This window comes from Kineosporia mesophila (genome assembly GCF_021129235.1).
GTDB lineage: Bacteria > Actinomycetota > Actinomycetes > Actinomycetales > Kineosporiaceae > Kineosporia > Kineosporia mesophila.
On record NZ_JAJOMA010000011.1, the window covers coordinates 37,764 to 52,255 of the forward strand.

Annotated in this window: 11 protein-coding genes; 6 read left to right on the plus strand and 5 right to left on the minus strand. The window is 70.7% G+C overall.

The window, feature by feature from the left end; translation table 11 throughout:
• Nucleotides 1-97 precede the first annotated feature (97 nt).
• On the plus strand, nucleotides 98-1,642 hold the full coding sequence (locus LR393_RS16775) for an LCP family protein (RefSeq protein WP_231484874.1): 1,545 nt from the start codon (nucleotides 98-100) through the stop codon (nucleotides 1,640-1,642).
• 205 nt (nucleotides 1,643-1,847) lie between these two features.
• Entirely contained in the window at nucleotides 1,848-2,924 is a 1,077-nt protein-coding gene (locus tag LR393_RS16780) for a glycosyltransferase family 2 protein (protein ID WP_231484875.1), read from the plus strand.
• Nucleotides 2,925-2,977: 53 nt separating this feature from the next.
• Here LR393_RS16780 and LR393_RS16785 read toward each other — a convergent pair whose 3' ends face one another.
• From LR393_RS16785 to LR393_RS16805, 5 genes are all read right to left on the minus strand, one after another.
• Entirely contained in the window at nucleotides 2,978-4,069 is a 1,092-nt protein-coding gene (locus LR393_RS16785; protein WP_231484876.1) for a glycosyltransferase, read from the minus strand.
• Between the two features lie 93 nt (nucleotides 4,070-4,162).
• Nucleotides 4,163-4,954 carry an ABC transporter ATP-binding protein gene (locus tag LR393_RS16790; protein ID WP_345718572.1) on the minus strand — a complete coding sequence of 264 codons (792 nt, stop codon included), beginning with the start codon at nucleotides 4,952-4,954 and terminating at the stop codon, nucleotides 4,163-4,165.
• A 151-nt stretch (nucleotides 4,955-5,105) separates the two neighbouring features.
• A complete protein-coding gene (locus tag LR393_RS16795; protein WP_231484878.1) occupies nucleotides 5,106-6,020 on the minus strand; it encodes an ABC transporter permease in 915 nt (304 codons plus the stop codon).
• Nucleotides 6,017-7,387: a nucleotide sugar dehydrogenase gene (locus tag LR393_RS16800; RefSeq protein ID WP_231484879.1), complete on the minus strand. Its 1,371-nt coding sequence runs from the start codon at nucleotides 7,385-7,387 to the stop codon at nucleotides 6,017-6,019. The genes LR393_RS16795 and LR393_RS16800 overlap by 4 nt, the downstream gene beginning before the upstream one ends.
• Before the next feature lie 152 nt (nucleotides 7,388-7,539).
• Nucleotides 7,540-9,048, minus strand: coding sequence for a glycosyltransferase (locus LR393_RS16805; protein WP_231484880.1), 1,509 nt, complete (start codon nucleotides 9,046-9,048; stop codon nucleotides 7,540-7,542).
• 238 nt (nucleotides 9,049-9,286) lie between these two features.
• On the opposite strand from LR393_RS16805, the gene LR393_RS16810 reads away from it, so the two are divergent.
• Genes LR393_RS16810 through LR393_RS36480 form a run of 4 tightly spaced genes read left to right on the plus strand, consistent with a single transcriptional unit; the run spans nucleotide 9,287 to nucleotide 14,476 of the window.
• Nucleotides 9,287-10,957, plus strand: a complete 1,671-nt coding sequence (locus LR393_RS16810) for a glycosyltransferase family 4 protein (protein ID WP_231484881.1) — start codon at nucleotides 9,287-9,289, stop codon at nucleotides 10,955-10,957.
• Between the two features lie 5 nt (nucleotides 10,958-10,962).
• Complete coding sequence (locus tag LR393_RS16815; protein WP_231484882.1) at nucleotides 10,963-12,213, plus strand: glycosyltransferase; 1,251 nt, start codon at nucleotides 10,963-10,965, stop codon at nucleotides 12,211-12,213.
• Nucleotides 12,210-13,376: a non-hydrolyzing UDP-N-acetylglucosamine 2-epimerase gene (gene wecB / locus LR393_RS16820; protein ID WP_231484883.1), complete on the plus strand. Its 1,167-nt coding sequence runs from the start codon at nucleotides 12,210-12,212 to the stop codon at nucleotides 13,374-13,376. Before LR393_RS16815 ends, wecB begins: the two co-directional genes overlap by 4 nt.
• A gap of 41 nt (nucleotides 13,377-13,417) precedes the next feature.
• Entirely contained in the window at nucleotides 13,418-14,476 is a 1,059-nt protein-coding gene (locus LR393_RS36480) for a class I SAM-dependent methyltransferase (RefSeq protein WP_231484884.1), read from the plus strand.
• Nucleotides 14,477-14,492 lie beyond the last annotated feature (16 nt).

The following is a 14,492-nucleotide window of genomic DNA, read 5'->3' on the forward strand; positions in this document are numbered from 1 at the left end:
GGACGATACTGAGGTGATGTCCGTTTCCCGATCGCCGGCCGTGAGGCGTCCGGCGCGCCCGGAAACGGGAACGGGTCATGCACTCCCGAGACTTCGCGTGGCACACCTGGACGAGGAAGTCGTCGAGCCGCTGGGCGGCGGTGGGGGGCCGCGGGGACCTCGACGGCCGAGCCCGCCTGATCCGGCGCTCAGTGCCCTGCGGATGCGCCGGTGTCTTTCCTTTCTCGCGCTCACGCTGATGGCCCCGGGCTCGGCGCAACTGGTCGCCGGGTCGTCCTCTCGGCACTCCGAGAAACTGAGCCGTGCGCGACTGGCGGTCGCGCGCGCGTCGTTACGCCTGTGGGTCTGCGCGTTGCTCGTGGCCGTGGGGCTGGCCGTCGTCGCCGTCGTCGATCGCGACCGGGTGCTCGGCCTGTTCACGCACCAGTGGGTGATCCGGCCGCTGGCGATCGCGCTCCTCGGCGGCGCGGTGATCTGGCCGCTGTTGCTGCTGGACGCCTGGCGTATCGGTCAGGCACCCGAGCTGACCCGCCGGTCGCGCCGCTGGATCGCGCTGCTGAGCGCCGTCCTGATGGTGGTGACGTTCGTTGTCCCGCTGGCCCTGGGGCAGCGGGTGTGGGCGGCGGCCGACCTGCTGTCCGGGGTGTTCGGCTCGGGCAAGCACTCGGCCGCGGTGGACGGCCGGTACAACGTGCTGCTGCTCGGCGGCGACACCGGGCCGACCCGGGTGGGTACCCGGCCGGACAGTGTGAACCTCGCGAGCATCGATGAGAACACCGGCCGGACAGCCCTGTTCAGCATGCCGCGCAACCTGCAGAACGTGCCCTTCCCGGCGGGCACCCCGGCCGCGCAGCGGTGGCCGCAGGGGTACGACTGCGGGGACGACTGCCTGCTGAACGCCATCTACAAGTACGGCAACGACAATCCCGCCCTGTTCCCGGGCACGCAGGACCCGGGCGCCGAGGCGATGATGCAGGCTGTCCAGGGAATCACCGGTCTCAAGGTCAACTACTACGTGATCATCGATCTCCAGGGGTTCCAGGACCTGGTCGACGCGGTCGGTGGCATCGATGTCGACGTCGTGGCCCGCACCCCGATCGGCGGTGGCACCTCGAAGATCCATGGCTGGATCGCGCCCGGCCGGCAGCACCTCGACGGCTACCACGCCCTCTGGTACGCCCGGTCCCGCGAGACCACGAGCGACTACGACCGGATGGCCCGCCAGCGCTGCGTGATGACGGCGATGGTCAACCAGCTCGATCCGGCGACCGTGCTGGAGCACTTCCAGACCATCGCCTCGGCGAGCACCCAGGTGGTGGCCACGGACATCCCGGCCCGGCGGCTACCGCTGTTCCTGGAGCTGGCGCAGGGGGCGAAGGGCAACGAGATCGAGAGCGTGCAGTTCGTGCCCCCGCTGATCGTGCCGAAACACCCTGACTACTCCGAGGTCCGGCGTCAGGTGACGTCGACGATCAAGGCCCTGGAGGGTGACCCGGAGACGGTGGCGAGCACTCCGGTCGTGACACCCTCTGCCACGGCGACACCCGCAACGGGCAAGGGTTCGTCCGAAGACGATGCCGCGCCGTCGGAATCGTCACGCAGCGCGGCCGTCAATGTGCGCTCCGTATGCGCTGCCGCCTGAGTTCGGTTCCGGGAAAAGGAAAATCTGATGATGGACGACGAACACCGGCGTCGCACTCACCCTTACACGAATAAATTTGCTGTGACATTCTTGGCCGCCCTGCTCCGGACGTGCCTGATCAGGGGCGTCTGAAGCGAATTCGGCCCGGATGCCGCCGCAATCACCGCGCGAAGCACTCCTGCACCCCCGATAGGCTGGCAAGGACATGGACGGCCACCTGCCTGAGGCGCTCGGCGCCCACTCCGCCAACGATCAGCTGCCCGCTGACGCCCCGGTCAGCATCGTGCTCTGCGTGCTCAACGAGCAGCGGCATCTCGAGCAGGCCGTGCACCACGCGCTCGACCAGGATCACCTCGGTCAGCTGCAGATGGTGATCGCGCTCGGGCCCTCGAAGGATCACACCGATCAGATCGCGGCCCAGCTGGCTGCCTCTGACTCCCGGATCACGCTGGTGCGTAACCCCGATCCGCACGGCAGCACACCGGCCGGGCTGAACGCGGCGATCGCGGAGACCAAGCACCCGGTCGTGGTCCGGATCGACGGGCACGCGATGCTTCCGCGCGACTACGTCCGCATCGCGGTCGAGACGATGCGCGAGACCGGCGCCGACAACGTGGGCGGGGTGATGGCCGCCGAGGGGGAGACCCCGTTCGAGCAGGCCGTGGCCCGCGCCATGACCAGCAAGCTGGGTGTCGGCAACGCCTCGTTCCACACCGGGGGCACGGCCGGTGAGGCCGACACGGTCTACCTCGGTGTGTTCCGCCGCTCCGCCCTGGAGCGCGTCGGTGGTTACGACGAGACCTTCCTGCGCGCGCAGGACTGGGAGATGAACCTGCGCATCCGCCGTACCGGCGGGCGGGTCTGGTTCCAGCCGAAACTGCGTGTCTCCTACCGCCCCCGGCCCACGGTCAAGGCGCTCAGCCGGCAGTACTTCTTCTACGGCCGCTGGCGCCGCGTGGTCATGCGCCGCCACGAGGGCACCGTCAACTTCCGCTACCTGGCCCCGCCGCTGGCCCTGGCCGGTGTGGTGGGTGGGCTCGGGCTCGCCGCCGCCGGCATCAAGCCCGCCGCGATCCTGCCCGCCGGGTACCTGGTCGCGATCTGCGCCGGCTCGGCCTTCGAGGGCCGGGGCCTGCCGGCCGGGGCCTGGGTGCGCCTGCCCGTGGTCACCGCCACCATGCACCTCAGCTGGGGTGCGGGATTCATCCTCAGCCCGCGCAAGCTGGCCGAGCTGCCCAGCCAGATCGGCGGGCTCACGATGCCCGACGCGTCCGCACCCTGATCCCTTTTGATTGAAGACGCCCGCCCGCACGCTGACGTGTGGGCGGGCGTTCTTCAGTGGCGGGGCTGGAGGCTCCAGCTCCGGATCAGCTCCGCGAACTGCTTGCCGTCGGTGCGCCAGTCCAGATCGGCCCGCGCCGCGTTCCATCCGGCCGAGCCCAGGCGCTCACGGCGCTCCACGTCGTGGCGCAGGGCCCGGATCATCGTCTCGGCCGCGTCGATGTCGCCGAACGGCACCACCGTGCCGCTGCGGTAGTGACCCACCAGCTCGGCCGCGGCCGCGTTCGGGGTGGTCAGCACCGGCACGCCGCAGGCCATGTACTCCATCACCTTGGTCGGCCGCGACACCGCGTAGTTCGGCTCGTCGTGCAGCAGCGCCAGCCCGGCCAGGGCGCCGGGCAGCAGCCCGAGGGCCCGCCGGTTCGGCACGAAACCGTGGTGCACGAGCCAGCCCTCGGCGTGGGCGAGGGCGATCGGCCCGGCCACGTCGCCGTCGGCCGGGCCGATCAGCTCCAGCCGCATCTGCGGGGCCAGACGGCGGCCCAGCTCGATCATCTCCAGCGCGCCCCGGGCCCGGGTGATCCGGCCCAGGTAGACCACGCGGTCGTCACCGGGCGGCGGAGGCTGGTGTTCCGGCACCGGAACGCTGTTCGGTACCACCGGGTGGTCCTGCCGGAACCGGCTGCGGTAGCCCTCCTCGGCCAGCAGCAGCCGGCAGCGGCGCTCGGCCCAGCGCTCGGCGGCGCGCACGGCCAGACCGGCCGCCGGACGCAGCGGGCCCGGCAGCCAGGACTTCATCCGCAGGGCCGCGGCGGTGTCTTCGTGCACGTCCCACACCACCAGCGGGGGGCCGTGCCGGTCGAGACCCGGCACGGCGAGCAGGAGCTCGGGATCGTGCAGCAGCACCAGGTCGTACTCGGGGCCGATGCGGTGCAGCAGGCGGCGGGCGGCGGAGACCGCGGTGAAGCGCTGCCGGCCCGCGGCCCGGGGGAGTTCCAGCGCCGTCACCCCGTCGGGAGGACGGCGGTGCGTGGCCTCGAAGGGTGCGGCGTAGGTGACCTCGACCCCGGCGGCCAGCAGCGCGGTGAGCTGCCGGTAGCGGATGCGGGCGTCGTCCGGGTCGTGCACCACGGTCACGATGAGCACGCGGGGGGCGCTTGTTACTGACGGGAAAGCGGAAGAGGCCGTCGTGTTCAGGGGAGCGGAGCTTTCCTGAGTCACGACGGCCTCATCCGTGGGTCACGCGCCTTCGGCCTCGGTGTACGCCTCGATGACCTCGTCGACGCCACCGTCCATGATCAGCTTGCCCTGGTCGATCCACAGCACCCGGTTACAGGTCTTGGTGATCGTCGGCAGGGCGTGGCTCACCACGAAGACGGTACCGGCGGACTCGCGCAGTTCGCGGATGCGCTCTTCACTGCGCTGACCGAAGAGCCGGTCACCGACCGAGAGGGCCTCGTCGATCAGCAGCACCTGGTGGGAGACCGAGGCGGCGATGGAGAACCGCAGCCGGGCCCCCATGCCCTGCGAGTAGGTGCGCATCGGGTAGTCGAGGAACTCCGGCTTCAGACCGGAGAAGTCGACGATGTCCTGGTACTTGGACTTGACCTCGTCGAGGCTCATGCCCAGGGCCAGCCCACCGAGGATCACGTTGCGCTCACCGGACAGGTCGTTCATCAGCGCCGCGCCGACACCCAGCATGGTGGGGTTGGCCTCGGAGTAGACGGCGCCCCGCTTGGCGGGCACCAGGCCGGCGATGGCCTGGCAGAGCGTGGACTTGCCGGAACCGTTGGTGCCGACCAGGCCGATCGCGTCGCCCTCGTAGGCCGTGAAGCTGATGCCCCGCACGGCCTGCACCTCGTGTGCCCGGCGGACACCGGGAGTGCGGGCCAGCAGGCCCTTCTTCTCGGCGTTGCGACCGGTCGCACGCTTGCCGGTCGCGTAGACCTTGTAGGTGACGTGCAGGTTGTCGACGATCACCGTCGGCCGCTCGCGCGGGCCGACCGGCACCCGCGTTTTGATCTTCTTCAGGCCGGTGGGGCCGACACCCTTTTTCGCGGCCTTCTTGGCCGCCGGTTTCGGGGCGGCCTTCTCCTCGGCCGGAGGGGCATCCTGCCCGATGGTCTCCAGGTCTTCCCCGCTGCGGTCGGTGGCTACCGAACCGTTCTGGGAAGAGGTCTGCTCAGTCACGTCCGTACAGCCCTTCGGCTTGCCAGAAGAAGATGAAACCGACCACGAACATCACGACGCCGTAGCCGGCCGCCATGATCCAGGTGGTGGCGTCGATGGAGATCTGGTTGGGGCCGGTGCCCCGGATACCCTCCAGCATCGCGTACCGCACCAGGCTCAGGTAAACGTTGAGCGGGTTGGCCTCGATCACCTTGCCGAGGATGCCCCGGTCCCCGAAACGGTTGCCGACGATGTAGAAGACGCCCGACAGGTAGAAGATCAGCCGGTTGATGAACGGGATCAGCTGGCTGATGTCCCGCAGGTGCACCGTCAGCCGGGCCGCGACGAAGGCGATACCCCCGCTGAACAGGGCCAGGAAGAAGTAGGCCGGGATGATCAGCAGCCAGTCCAGCTGCGGCATCTCACCGGTCAGCATGACGATGACGCACATCACGACCGTGGTCGCGACGAGTTCCATCAGCTTGTTCAGCAGCGTCGCGATCGGCAGCACCGCGCGGGGGAAGTGCAGGGTGCGTACCAGGCCCCGGTTGGCGACGAGCGACTTGGCGCCGTCGGTGAAGCAGCCGGAGAACAGGCCGATCGTGAAGACACCGCAGACCAGGAACGCCGTGTAGTTGTGCGGCTTGGAGTTGCTGGTCAGGATGAAGCCGAAGATCAGGCCGTACACGGCCGCCTGGATCAGGGGGTTGAGCACCACCCAGGCCATGCCGAGCCGGTTGGCCTCGTTCGCCGACCGGAAGCGCGATTTCGCGAACTCCAGGGCGAAGTGCCGCCGCGCCCACAGTTCCTTGATATATCTGCCCAGCGGGGGCCGGCCCCCGAGCTGGACCAGACCGTACTCAGCGGCTCTCGCCGCTGCCCGCTGCGACGCGCCCGTCTCGGGCCGGATCGGCAGGATGCTGGTCAAAGTCGCTCCACGGTTGCGCTGTCGGTGATGGCGCCACGGGTGTCGAGCACCAGAGGTGCGAGCCGGGCGATCTCGTCGAGATCGTAGCTTGAGTGGCGTTGCAGCAGAACGGCGATGTCCGCCCCGGCGAGCGCTCCGGCGAGCTCCGGCACACGCTGGAGGGCTCCGCCCGAGGCACCGCTACCTATAGTTTCACCATCTGGTGCGAAATCGTGACCAAGCTCGTCACCCGAAGGTGTGTCCCCGTGACCTCCGAGTTCCCAGGACGTGACGAACGGGTCGTGGAAGACCACCTCGGCACCGGCCGATCGCAACCGGATCGCAATCGGGAGGGCGGGCGACTCACGCTGGTCCGAGATGTCGGCCTTGTACGTCACCCCGAGCAGGAGCACCTTCGACCCCCGCAGTGGCTTGGCGACGTCGTTGAGGCTGTCCTGGACCCGCTGGACCACGTAAGTCGGCATGGCGTTGTTGATCTCCTGCGCCAGCTCGACGAACCGGAACGGGTAACCGAGCGCGGCCTGCACCCGGTAGGAGAGGTAGTTGGGGTCGATCGGGATGCAGTGACCGCCCACGCCCGGCCCGGGATAGAAGGCCTGGAACCCGAACGGCTTGGTGGACGCGCAGCGGATCACGTCCCACAGGTCGATACCGAGTTCGTGACAGAACCGGGCCATCTCGTTCACCAGAGCGATGTTGACATGTCGATAAGTGTTCTCCAGGAGCTTGGACATCTCCGCCTCGCGGGCTCCGCGGGCGGTGACCACCTCGTCCACAATCTTCCGGTAGAAGGCAGCCGCCCGCTCGGTGCACGCCGGGGTGAGGCCACCGACCACCTTCGGGGTGTTGCGGAAGTGCCAGTGCGCGTTGCCCGGGTCGATGCGCTCGGGGGAGAAGGCCAGGAAGATGTCGTGGCCGACCCGCAGCCCGCTCTCTTCCAGCATCGGGCGCAGCAGTTCGTCGGTGGTGCCCGGATAGGTCGTCGACTCCAGCACGACGAGCGTGTCGGGTTGCGCGAACGCGGCGACGGACGCGGCGGCGGCCAGCACCATGCTCAGGTCCGGCCCGCCGTCCTGGGCCAGGGGGGTCGGCACGCAGATCACCACCGTGCGCGCCTCGGCCACGATCGATGCGTCGGTGTGCGCGGCGAAACCGGCCTCCCGCATGGCGGCGAGGCCGGCGGCGGACAGGTCGTCGACGTGGGACCGCCCGGCGTTCAGGTCGTCGACCACCTGGATGTCGAGGTCCAGCCCGGCCACCTGAAGGCCACTGCGGCAGGCTTCCTGGGCCAGGGGCAGGCCCACGTAACCCAGCCCGACGACCACGAGGTCGAGCCCCGTGGACCGGACAGGCAAGTGCTGCGACATCTCCAGCGAATCCTTCCGCGCACCGATCGGTGTGGTTGAAGGACGCCGGAGGGGGTCTCCGTGAGACCTCGACCGTCGTTCAGTCCATGGCGCCCGGGTTGAATTGTGACACGCTGTGCGCATTGGCGGGGCGCAGAGTCATCAATGGCGACCTAACCCGCAGGCCAGCCGAGAGTGGACCAGTCTCGTTCGTCACTCTTTGTCCGGATTGCCTCGACGGACTCGGTCTCCACGGACGAGGGAGCCCCGAGCCGGTAGTAGCGCCCGGCGATCTCCGCGCGGGCCCGCACGTAGTCGTCGCTCGCGCCCGGGAGCAGGTGCTCGACGAAGCGCCCGTCGAACAGCCCCGGGGTGAGGGCGTCGGTGACCAGCAGCTGGTCGCGGGTGATGTGCGGGACGCCCTGCAGGCCAGGTGCCAGCACCGGGCTGACCGGGAGCGGGCCGCGCAGGTCGCCCGGCCGGGCCAGGCGGGGCGGGCGGCCCAGCTGGTTGGCGATGGCGGGCGGCAGCACCCGGCCGATCGTGCGCCGGGCGAACCGCTGGGCGTGCAGCGAGGCGGCTTCCATCCGCTCACCGCTGGGCACGCCGACCGCGGCCAGGCCGATGACGGTGCGCGCGGCCTCGGTGGCGCCGGTGGGGGGATCCAGGTCACGACAGGACGCGCTGAGCCGGTCGCGCACCCGCGCGTCGAGCAGGCGGGCCAGGACGGCGTCGAACTCGCGCGGGCGGTCGGGGTCGGCGGCCAGGGCCAGACCGCTGTTGCCGACGATGCGCGCCCGGGTGCGCTGGTCGTCGGTCACCGCGTCGGCGTTCGGCACCAGCAGCGTGGGCACGGCCGAGTAGAGCAGTTCGTGCACGGCGTTGTAGCCGCTCGCCGAGACCGCCGCGTCGAACGCCTTCAGGTACCTGACCAGCGGGAAGACCGAGATCTGCTTCGGGCCCGCGGCGGAGGCGGCCCGGCCGCGCAGCGGGGACGAGGTGACCACGACCTGCCAGCCGGCGGCGGTGAACTGCTCGACCGTGCGCTGGTAGGCGGAGTACAGGTCGCTGCGCTTGCTGCTGCCCAGGGTGAGCAGCAGGCGGGGCCGGTCCGGGTCGAGCTCCAGCTGCTCGATCGCCTGCTCGCGGCTCAGCTGCGGCACCTGCCCGACCAGCGTGATCGGGCCGACCCGGCGGGCGTCCTGCAGATAGACCGTGCGGCCGACGTCTCCGGCGGAGGCCAGGTCTCCCGGCTCCAGCACGGCGGCGAACAGGCGGCGGTACCTCAGGGCGCGGGCCCCGACGCCCTTCTGCCACATCGCCCGGCGGCTCCAGATGAACGGCACGTCGGGCATCCGGCGCAGTGCCCGCAGCACCCCGTCGTAGGGGTACACCCCGTCGAAGACGAAGGCGCTGGCGTTGGTCTCGGTGATCAGGGTGGTGATGCGCTCGGCCAGGTAGGCGTCCCAGTGGCGGCGCGGCACCTGTTTGCGCTGCGAGCCGGGCGCCCATTCGGCGCGCATGCCGTACTGGTTCACCACGGTGACGGCGGACGACAGCGAGAAGATCACCGGGTCCATCCCGCCGAGCGAGGCGAGCGCGAGGGCGAGCTGACGGGAGAGGTGTCCCATTCCCTTGCCGTTGGTGGTGGCCAGCACCACGGTGGGCGGTCCGGTGCGCATGGAGTGAGGTCGCCGTCCTCATCTGCATCTGGAGATTTTCATCTGCGTCTCATCTGACACATCAGTGTGCTGCCACCTCGGCTGTTCGGAGGGGGAGGCCCTCGTTAACCGTGGTGGGGCCCAACATACGGCAGACTTGGCCGTCGCAGATCCGGTACATCCTGTGACGATGCGTGCCGGACCGGCCCGCTGAGATCTCGGTCCGGATGTCGGTTCAGATTTCGAGGAGAGGTTCCGCATGGGAGCGTTCGCCCGCTGGCGGCGGAAGCTCAGACGCCAGGTGACAGCGGTGCCCCGCCGCGGTCGCCGGGCCGCGCGCATCGCGATCACCTACGCCGAGATCGGCGCCGCCGTGCGCCGGGACAAGGACAGGCGGCACGACGACGCCCTGCGCCTGCTGCACGACGCGGCCCGGCGCAGTCCGGCCGACATGCGGGTGGCCCGGCTGCGCACCCAGGTGCTGGCCCGCACCGGGCAGCTGTCCGACGCGGTGGCCGAGGCATCCCGGCTGGCGATGGCCGCGCCCAGCGGGAAGAACGTGCGGCTCCAGCGCTCGGTGCAGGGCCGGCTGGTGGAGACCGACGCGGGCTGGCGGCCGAGCGTGCCCGGGCCCCGCCCGGCCCGGCTCGCCGAACCCGTTCCCGGCCGGGTGCTGTACCTGGCCAAGGAGTCGATGCCGCACCGCAACAACGGCTACTGCACCCGCACCCACGAGACGCTCCTGGCGGTGCGCGGGGCCGGGCGCGACCCGGTGGCGGTGACCCTGCCCGGGTTCCCCCCGGCGGCCGACGGCGACGTCCGGGTCGGCCCGATCTCCCCGATCTCCAGGGTCGACGCGATCGACTACCACCACGTGATGCCCGGCGCCGGGCAGCTCTCGGCGGTGACCTGGGAGGAGTACGTCCAGCTGACCACCACCGCGTTCGCCCGGCAGGTGGCGCGGGTGCGGCCGCAGGTGCTGCACGCCGGCTCCGGCCACCGGGGCTACGACCTGGGCGTGGTCGGCGAGGCGCTGTCGGGGTGGGCCGGGCTGCCGTGGATCTACGAGGTGCGCTCGTTCTTCGAGACCACCTGGACCGCCGACGAGCGCTACGCCGAGCACGCCGAGTACTACCGGCGCCGGTTCGCCGCCGAGACCCGGGCGATGCGCGCGGCCGACGCCGTGGTCACCCTGAGCGGGCCGATGCGTGAAGAGATCGTGCACGGTCACGGGGTGCCCGAGGACAAGGTCTTCGTCATTCCCAACGCCGTCGACCTGGACCGGTTCCAGCCTCGGGCCCGGTCTGGGGAAAAGCGCCGGGCGCTCGGTCTGGACGGCACCTTCGTCCTCGGTTACATCAGCAACCTCGACCATTTCCGCGAGGGGCAGGAGGTGCTGCTGGCCGCCGCGGCGCTCCTGCGCAGGCAGGGGCTGCCGATCAGTGTGCTGCTCGTGGGGGAGGGGCGCCGCCGGGCCGAGCTGGAGGCCCGGGCCGACGAGCTCGGCCTCGGGGAGGCCGCGGTGTTCGCCGGGTCGGTGCCCTTCGACGAGGTGCCCGACTGGTACGCGCAGGTCGACCTGTTCGTGGTGCCCCGGGTGCCGGAACGGGCGGGCCGGATGGTCTCGCCGATGAAACCCTTCGAGGCGATGGCGATGGAGGTGCCGCTGCTGGTGAGCGACCTGCCCGCGCTGGTCGAGATCGCCGGGGAGAACCTGGAGCGCGCCAGTGTGTTCGCCGCGGGCGACGCCCAGTCGCTGGCCGGGGCGGTGGCCTGGCTCGCGGACCATCCCGAGGAGATGGCGAAACGTGCCGCGGAGGCGGCCGACTGGGTGCGCCGGGAGCGCACCTGGGCCGGGAACGGCCGGTCTTTCGACGCGGTCTACACGTTCGCGCAGCAGCGCTATGCGGAAAGGGCCCACGGATGCTGATCTCGATGCCCGGGCGTGACCAGAGCACCGAGGGCTGGATCGCCGAGACCTTCGCGGCCCTGGCCCGGGTGCCGGTCGAGGGTCCGGAGCCGGTGGTCTGGCCGTTCACCCCTTACTACACCGGAAACCCCTTCCAGAGCGTGCTCTACAGCCGGTTCGCCGGGCGGGGGCTGGTGGCCGCGCCCACGTTCCGCATCACCGACCTGCTCGCCACCACCCGCAACTGGCCCGGTGACGTGCCGCTCGTGGTGCATCTGCACTGGCTGAACCAGGTGCTCGCCAAGTGCACCGACGACCGCAGTGCCGACGAGGCCGTGGGCCGGCACGCCGACCTGCTCGACACGCTGAAAGACCGCGGTGCCCGCCTGGTCTGGACGGTGCACAACGTGCTGCCGCACGACACCCGGTTCGAGGCGCAGGAGGTACGGCTGCGCGAGCAGGTGGTGGAGCGCACCGACCTGGTGCACGTGATGAGCCCCGCCACCGTCGCGGCGGTCGGCGACTGGTTCGCGCTGCCGCCCGAGAAGGTCTACCAGTGCGACCATCCCGGTTATCAAGGGGTGTACCCGGACTGGATCGGCCGCACCGACGCCCGGCGCCGGCTGCGCATCCCCGACGGCGCGGTGGCCCTGCTGTTGACGGGCGCGGTGAAGCCGTACAAGGGCATCGCGGATCTGCTCGAGGCGGTGGACCGGGTCTCCCGGGTGCGGCCGGGCGAGATCGTGCTGATCGTGGCGGGCAAGCCCGACGACGCGCCCGAGACCCGGGAGTTCCTGACCGCGGCGGCCGCGCACCCGGCGGTGCGGCTGATGCCCGTGCCGGTGCCCGACGTCGACATCCAGGTGCTGATGCGGGCCGCCGACCTGGTGGCCCTGCCCTACCGGCGCTCGCTGAACTCGGGGGTGCTGGCCCTGGCCCTGAGTTTCGGCCGGCCGGTGCTGATGCCGTCGAACTCCGGATCGCTGCCGGTGGTGGACGGAGGCGCCGCGCTGATCTATCCGGCCGATGGGGTGGAGGCCCTCACCGAGGCCGTCTTCTCCTGTCTGGACGTCGATCTCGGGGCGCTCGACCGGGCCGCGGCGGCGGCCGGGCGGCGGATCGACCGGGCGGTGGTGGCCGAGCGGTTCGCCGCCGACATGCGCTCGTGGGCCGACACCGGGGTGGTGCCGCAGGCGCCGGTGGTCACGGTCCTCTCAGCGCAGGACGACGTGGTCGCCGGGGTGGCGGCCGGTGTCCCTCCGGGGGCCTCACGATGAGGAAGCTGGTTCACGTCACCGGCGCCCGGCCCAACTTCCCCAAGGCCGCGCCGGTGCTGGAGGCGCTGCACGGCCGGGTGGAGCAGGTGCTGGTGCACACCGGTCAGCACTACGACGACCGTCTCAGCCGGGTCTTCTTCGACGAGCTCGGCCTGCCCGAGCCGGATCTCGACCTGGGGGTGGGCTCGGGCAGCCACGCCGGGCAGACCGCGGCGGTGATGACCGGCCTGGAGAAGGTCTTCCTCGAGCACGAGCCCGATCTGGTGGTGGTCTACGGCGACATCAACTCCACCCTGGCCGCCGCCCTGGTCGCGGCCAAGCTGCTGGTCCCGGTGGCGCACGTCGAGGCCGGGCTGCGCAGTTTCGACATGACCATGCCGGAAGAGGTGAACCGCCGGGTCACCGACCAGCTCTCCGACCTGCTGCTGGTCACCAGCGCCGACGCGGTGGGGCACCTGGCGCGCGAGGGGGTGCCGGCCGACCGCATCCACTTCGTCGGCAACCCGATGATCGACACCCTGCTGAAGCACCTGGACCGCTTCGACGAGGCCGCCGCCCGGGCCACCCACGGCCTGGACGGCGACTACCTGGTCGCCACGCTGCACCGGCCCTCGAACGTGGACGACCCGGCCGCGGTCGAGCGCCTGGTCGCGGTGCTGCACCGGGCCGCGGAACGCGTGCCGCTGGTGGTGCCGCTGCACCCGCGTGGCCGCGACCGACTCCAGAAGGCGGGCCTGCACGCGTCCTCTGCCGTGAAAATCCTCGACCCCCTGCCCTACACGAGCTTTCTCGCACTGGTGCGGGGTGCGTCCGCCGTTCTCACCGACTCCGGAGGAGTGCAGGAAGAGGCGGCCGTGCTCGGCGTGCCCTGCCTGACCATGCGGCCCAACACCGAGCGGCCCGTGACGATCACGCACGGCACCAACCGCCTGGTGACACCGGATGAGGTGCCGGCCGCGCTCGACGAGGTGCTTGCGCGGCCGAGGGCACCCCGCCCGGCCCCGTTGGGGCAACGCCCCCCACTCTGGGACGGAGCCGCCGGCCCCCGCATCGCCGAGGCAATCCTCACCTACCTCGGCACCCCCCAAGCTCTTCGTGATCATGCAAACCTTCCCCGGGGAAGGGGCGCCTCCCGGGCCCCCAGGGGCTGGGGGATTGCATGATCACGAACCGGAAGTGGGGGCTCCGCGTCCCTCAGGATTGGGTGCTTCGCACGCTTCGCGGGCTTCCCGGACCGCGCGACGAGGCCGCGATCCGCACCGCCATCGCCCTGCGCGACCTGGTGCTCGGGAAGAAACCCGCGCCCTTCGCGAAACCACCGAAACCGGCCCCCAAGCCGAGACCGGGTGCCGGCAGCGTGCGTCCACCGACCGGCCTGCCCGACGTTCCACCCCTGCCAACCGACCTGAACTGGCAACTGCCGCAGGGCATCACCGGCTCCGGGCACAGGGTGCGCAGCCTCTACGAGACCGGTGAGGGCAGCGGCCAGGTCTACGACATCGACCTGCTGGAGCAGCTCAACGCCGAGTACCAGGACCGGCGGATCGTGCCCAGCCCGCCCTCGTACAGCGACACGGCCCTGGCCGAGGCGGCCCGGCGGCGCGTGGGCTGGGTCAACGACATGGTCGGCCTGGCCGGGAAGCGCACGCTGGAGATCGGCTGCGGCAACGGGTTCGAGGTCTGGTCGCTGGCCCACAACCTCGGCTGCGACGCGCACGGTGTCGATGTCACGCACTACCGGCCGTGGGACCAGCTCGCCGGTGACCGCGTGCACTTCGAGTGTGCCGACCTCTCGGTGAAGAGCCCCTATGAGCCCGACTCATTCGACCGGGTGCTCAGTTTCACCGTGTGGGAGCACGTCACGCATCCCTACGCCATGCTCAAGGCCACCTACGACCTGCTGAAACCGGGCGGTCTGGCCTGGATCCGGGCCAATCTGCACGCCGGCCCCCAGGCCTCGCACCGCTACCGCGACATCTACTTCCCCTGGCCGCACCTGCTGTTCACCGACGAGGTGGTGCGGGCCTGGGACGTGAAGCACGGGCGCGCGCCGATCGGGCATGCCTGGGTGAATCGGCTCAGCTGGCTGCATTACGAGTATTACGCCGATCTGCTGGGGTTCGAGGTGGCGCACCGGGCCTTCACCCAGAGCCCGATCGACGAGGATTTCTACTCCCGATTCGAAGACGTTCTGGGCCGTTACCCCCGCGCTGATCTGCAGCGCGACTACTTCCTGCTGGTGCTGCGCAAGCCGCTGGGCTGATCGCCCGATGCCCTCG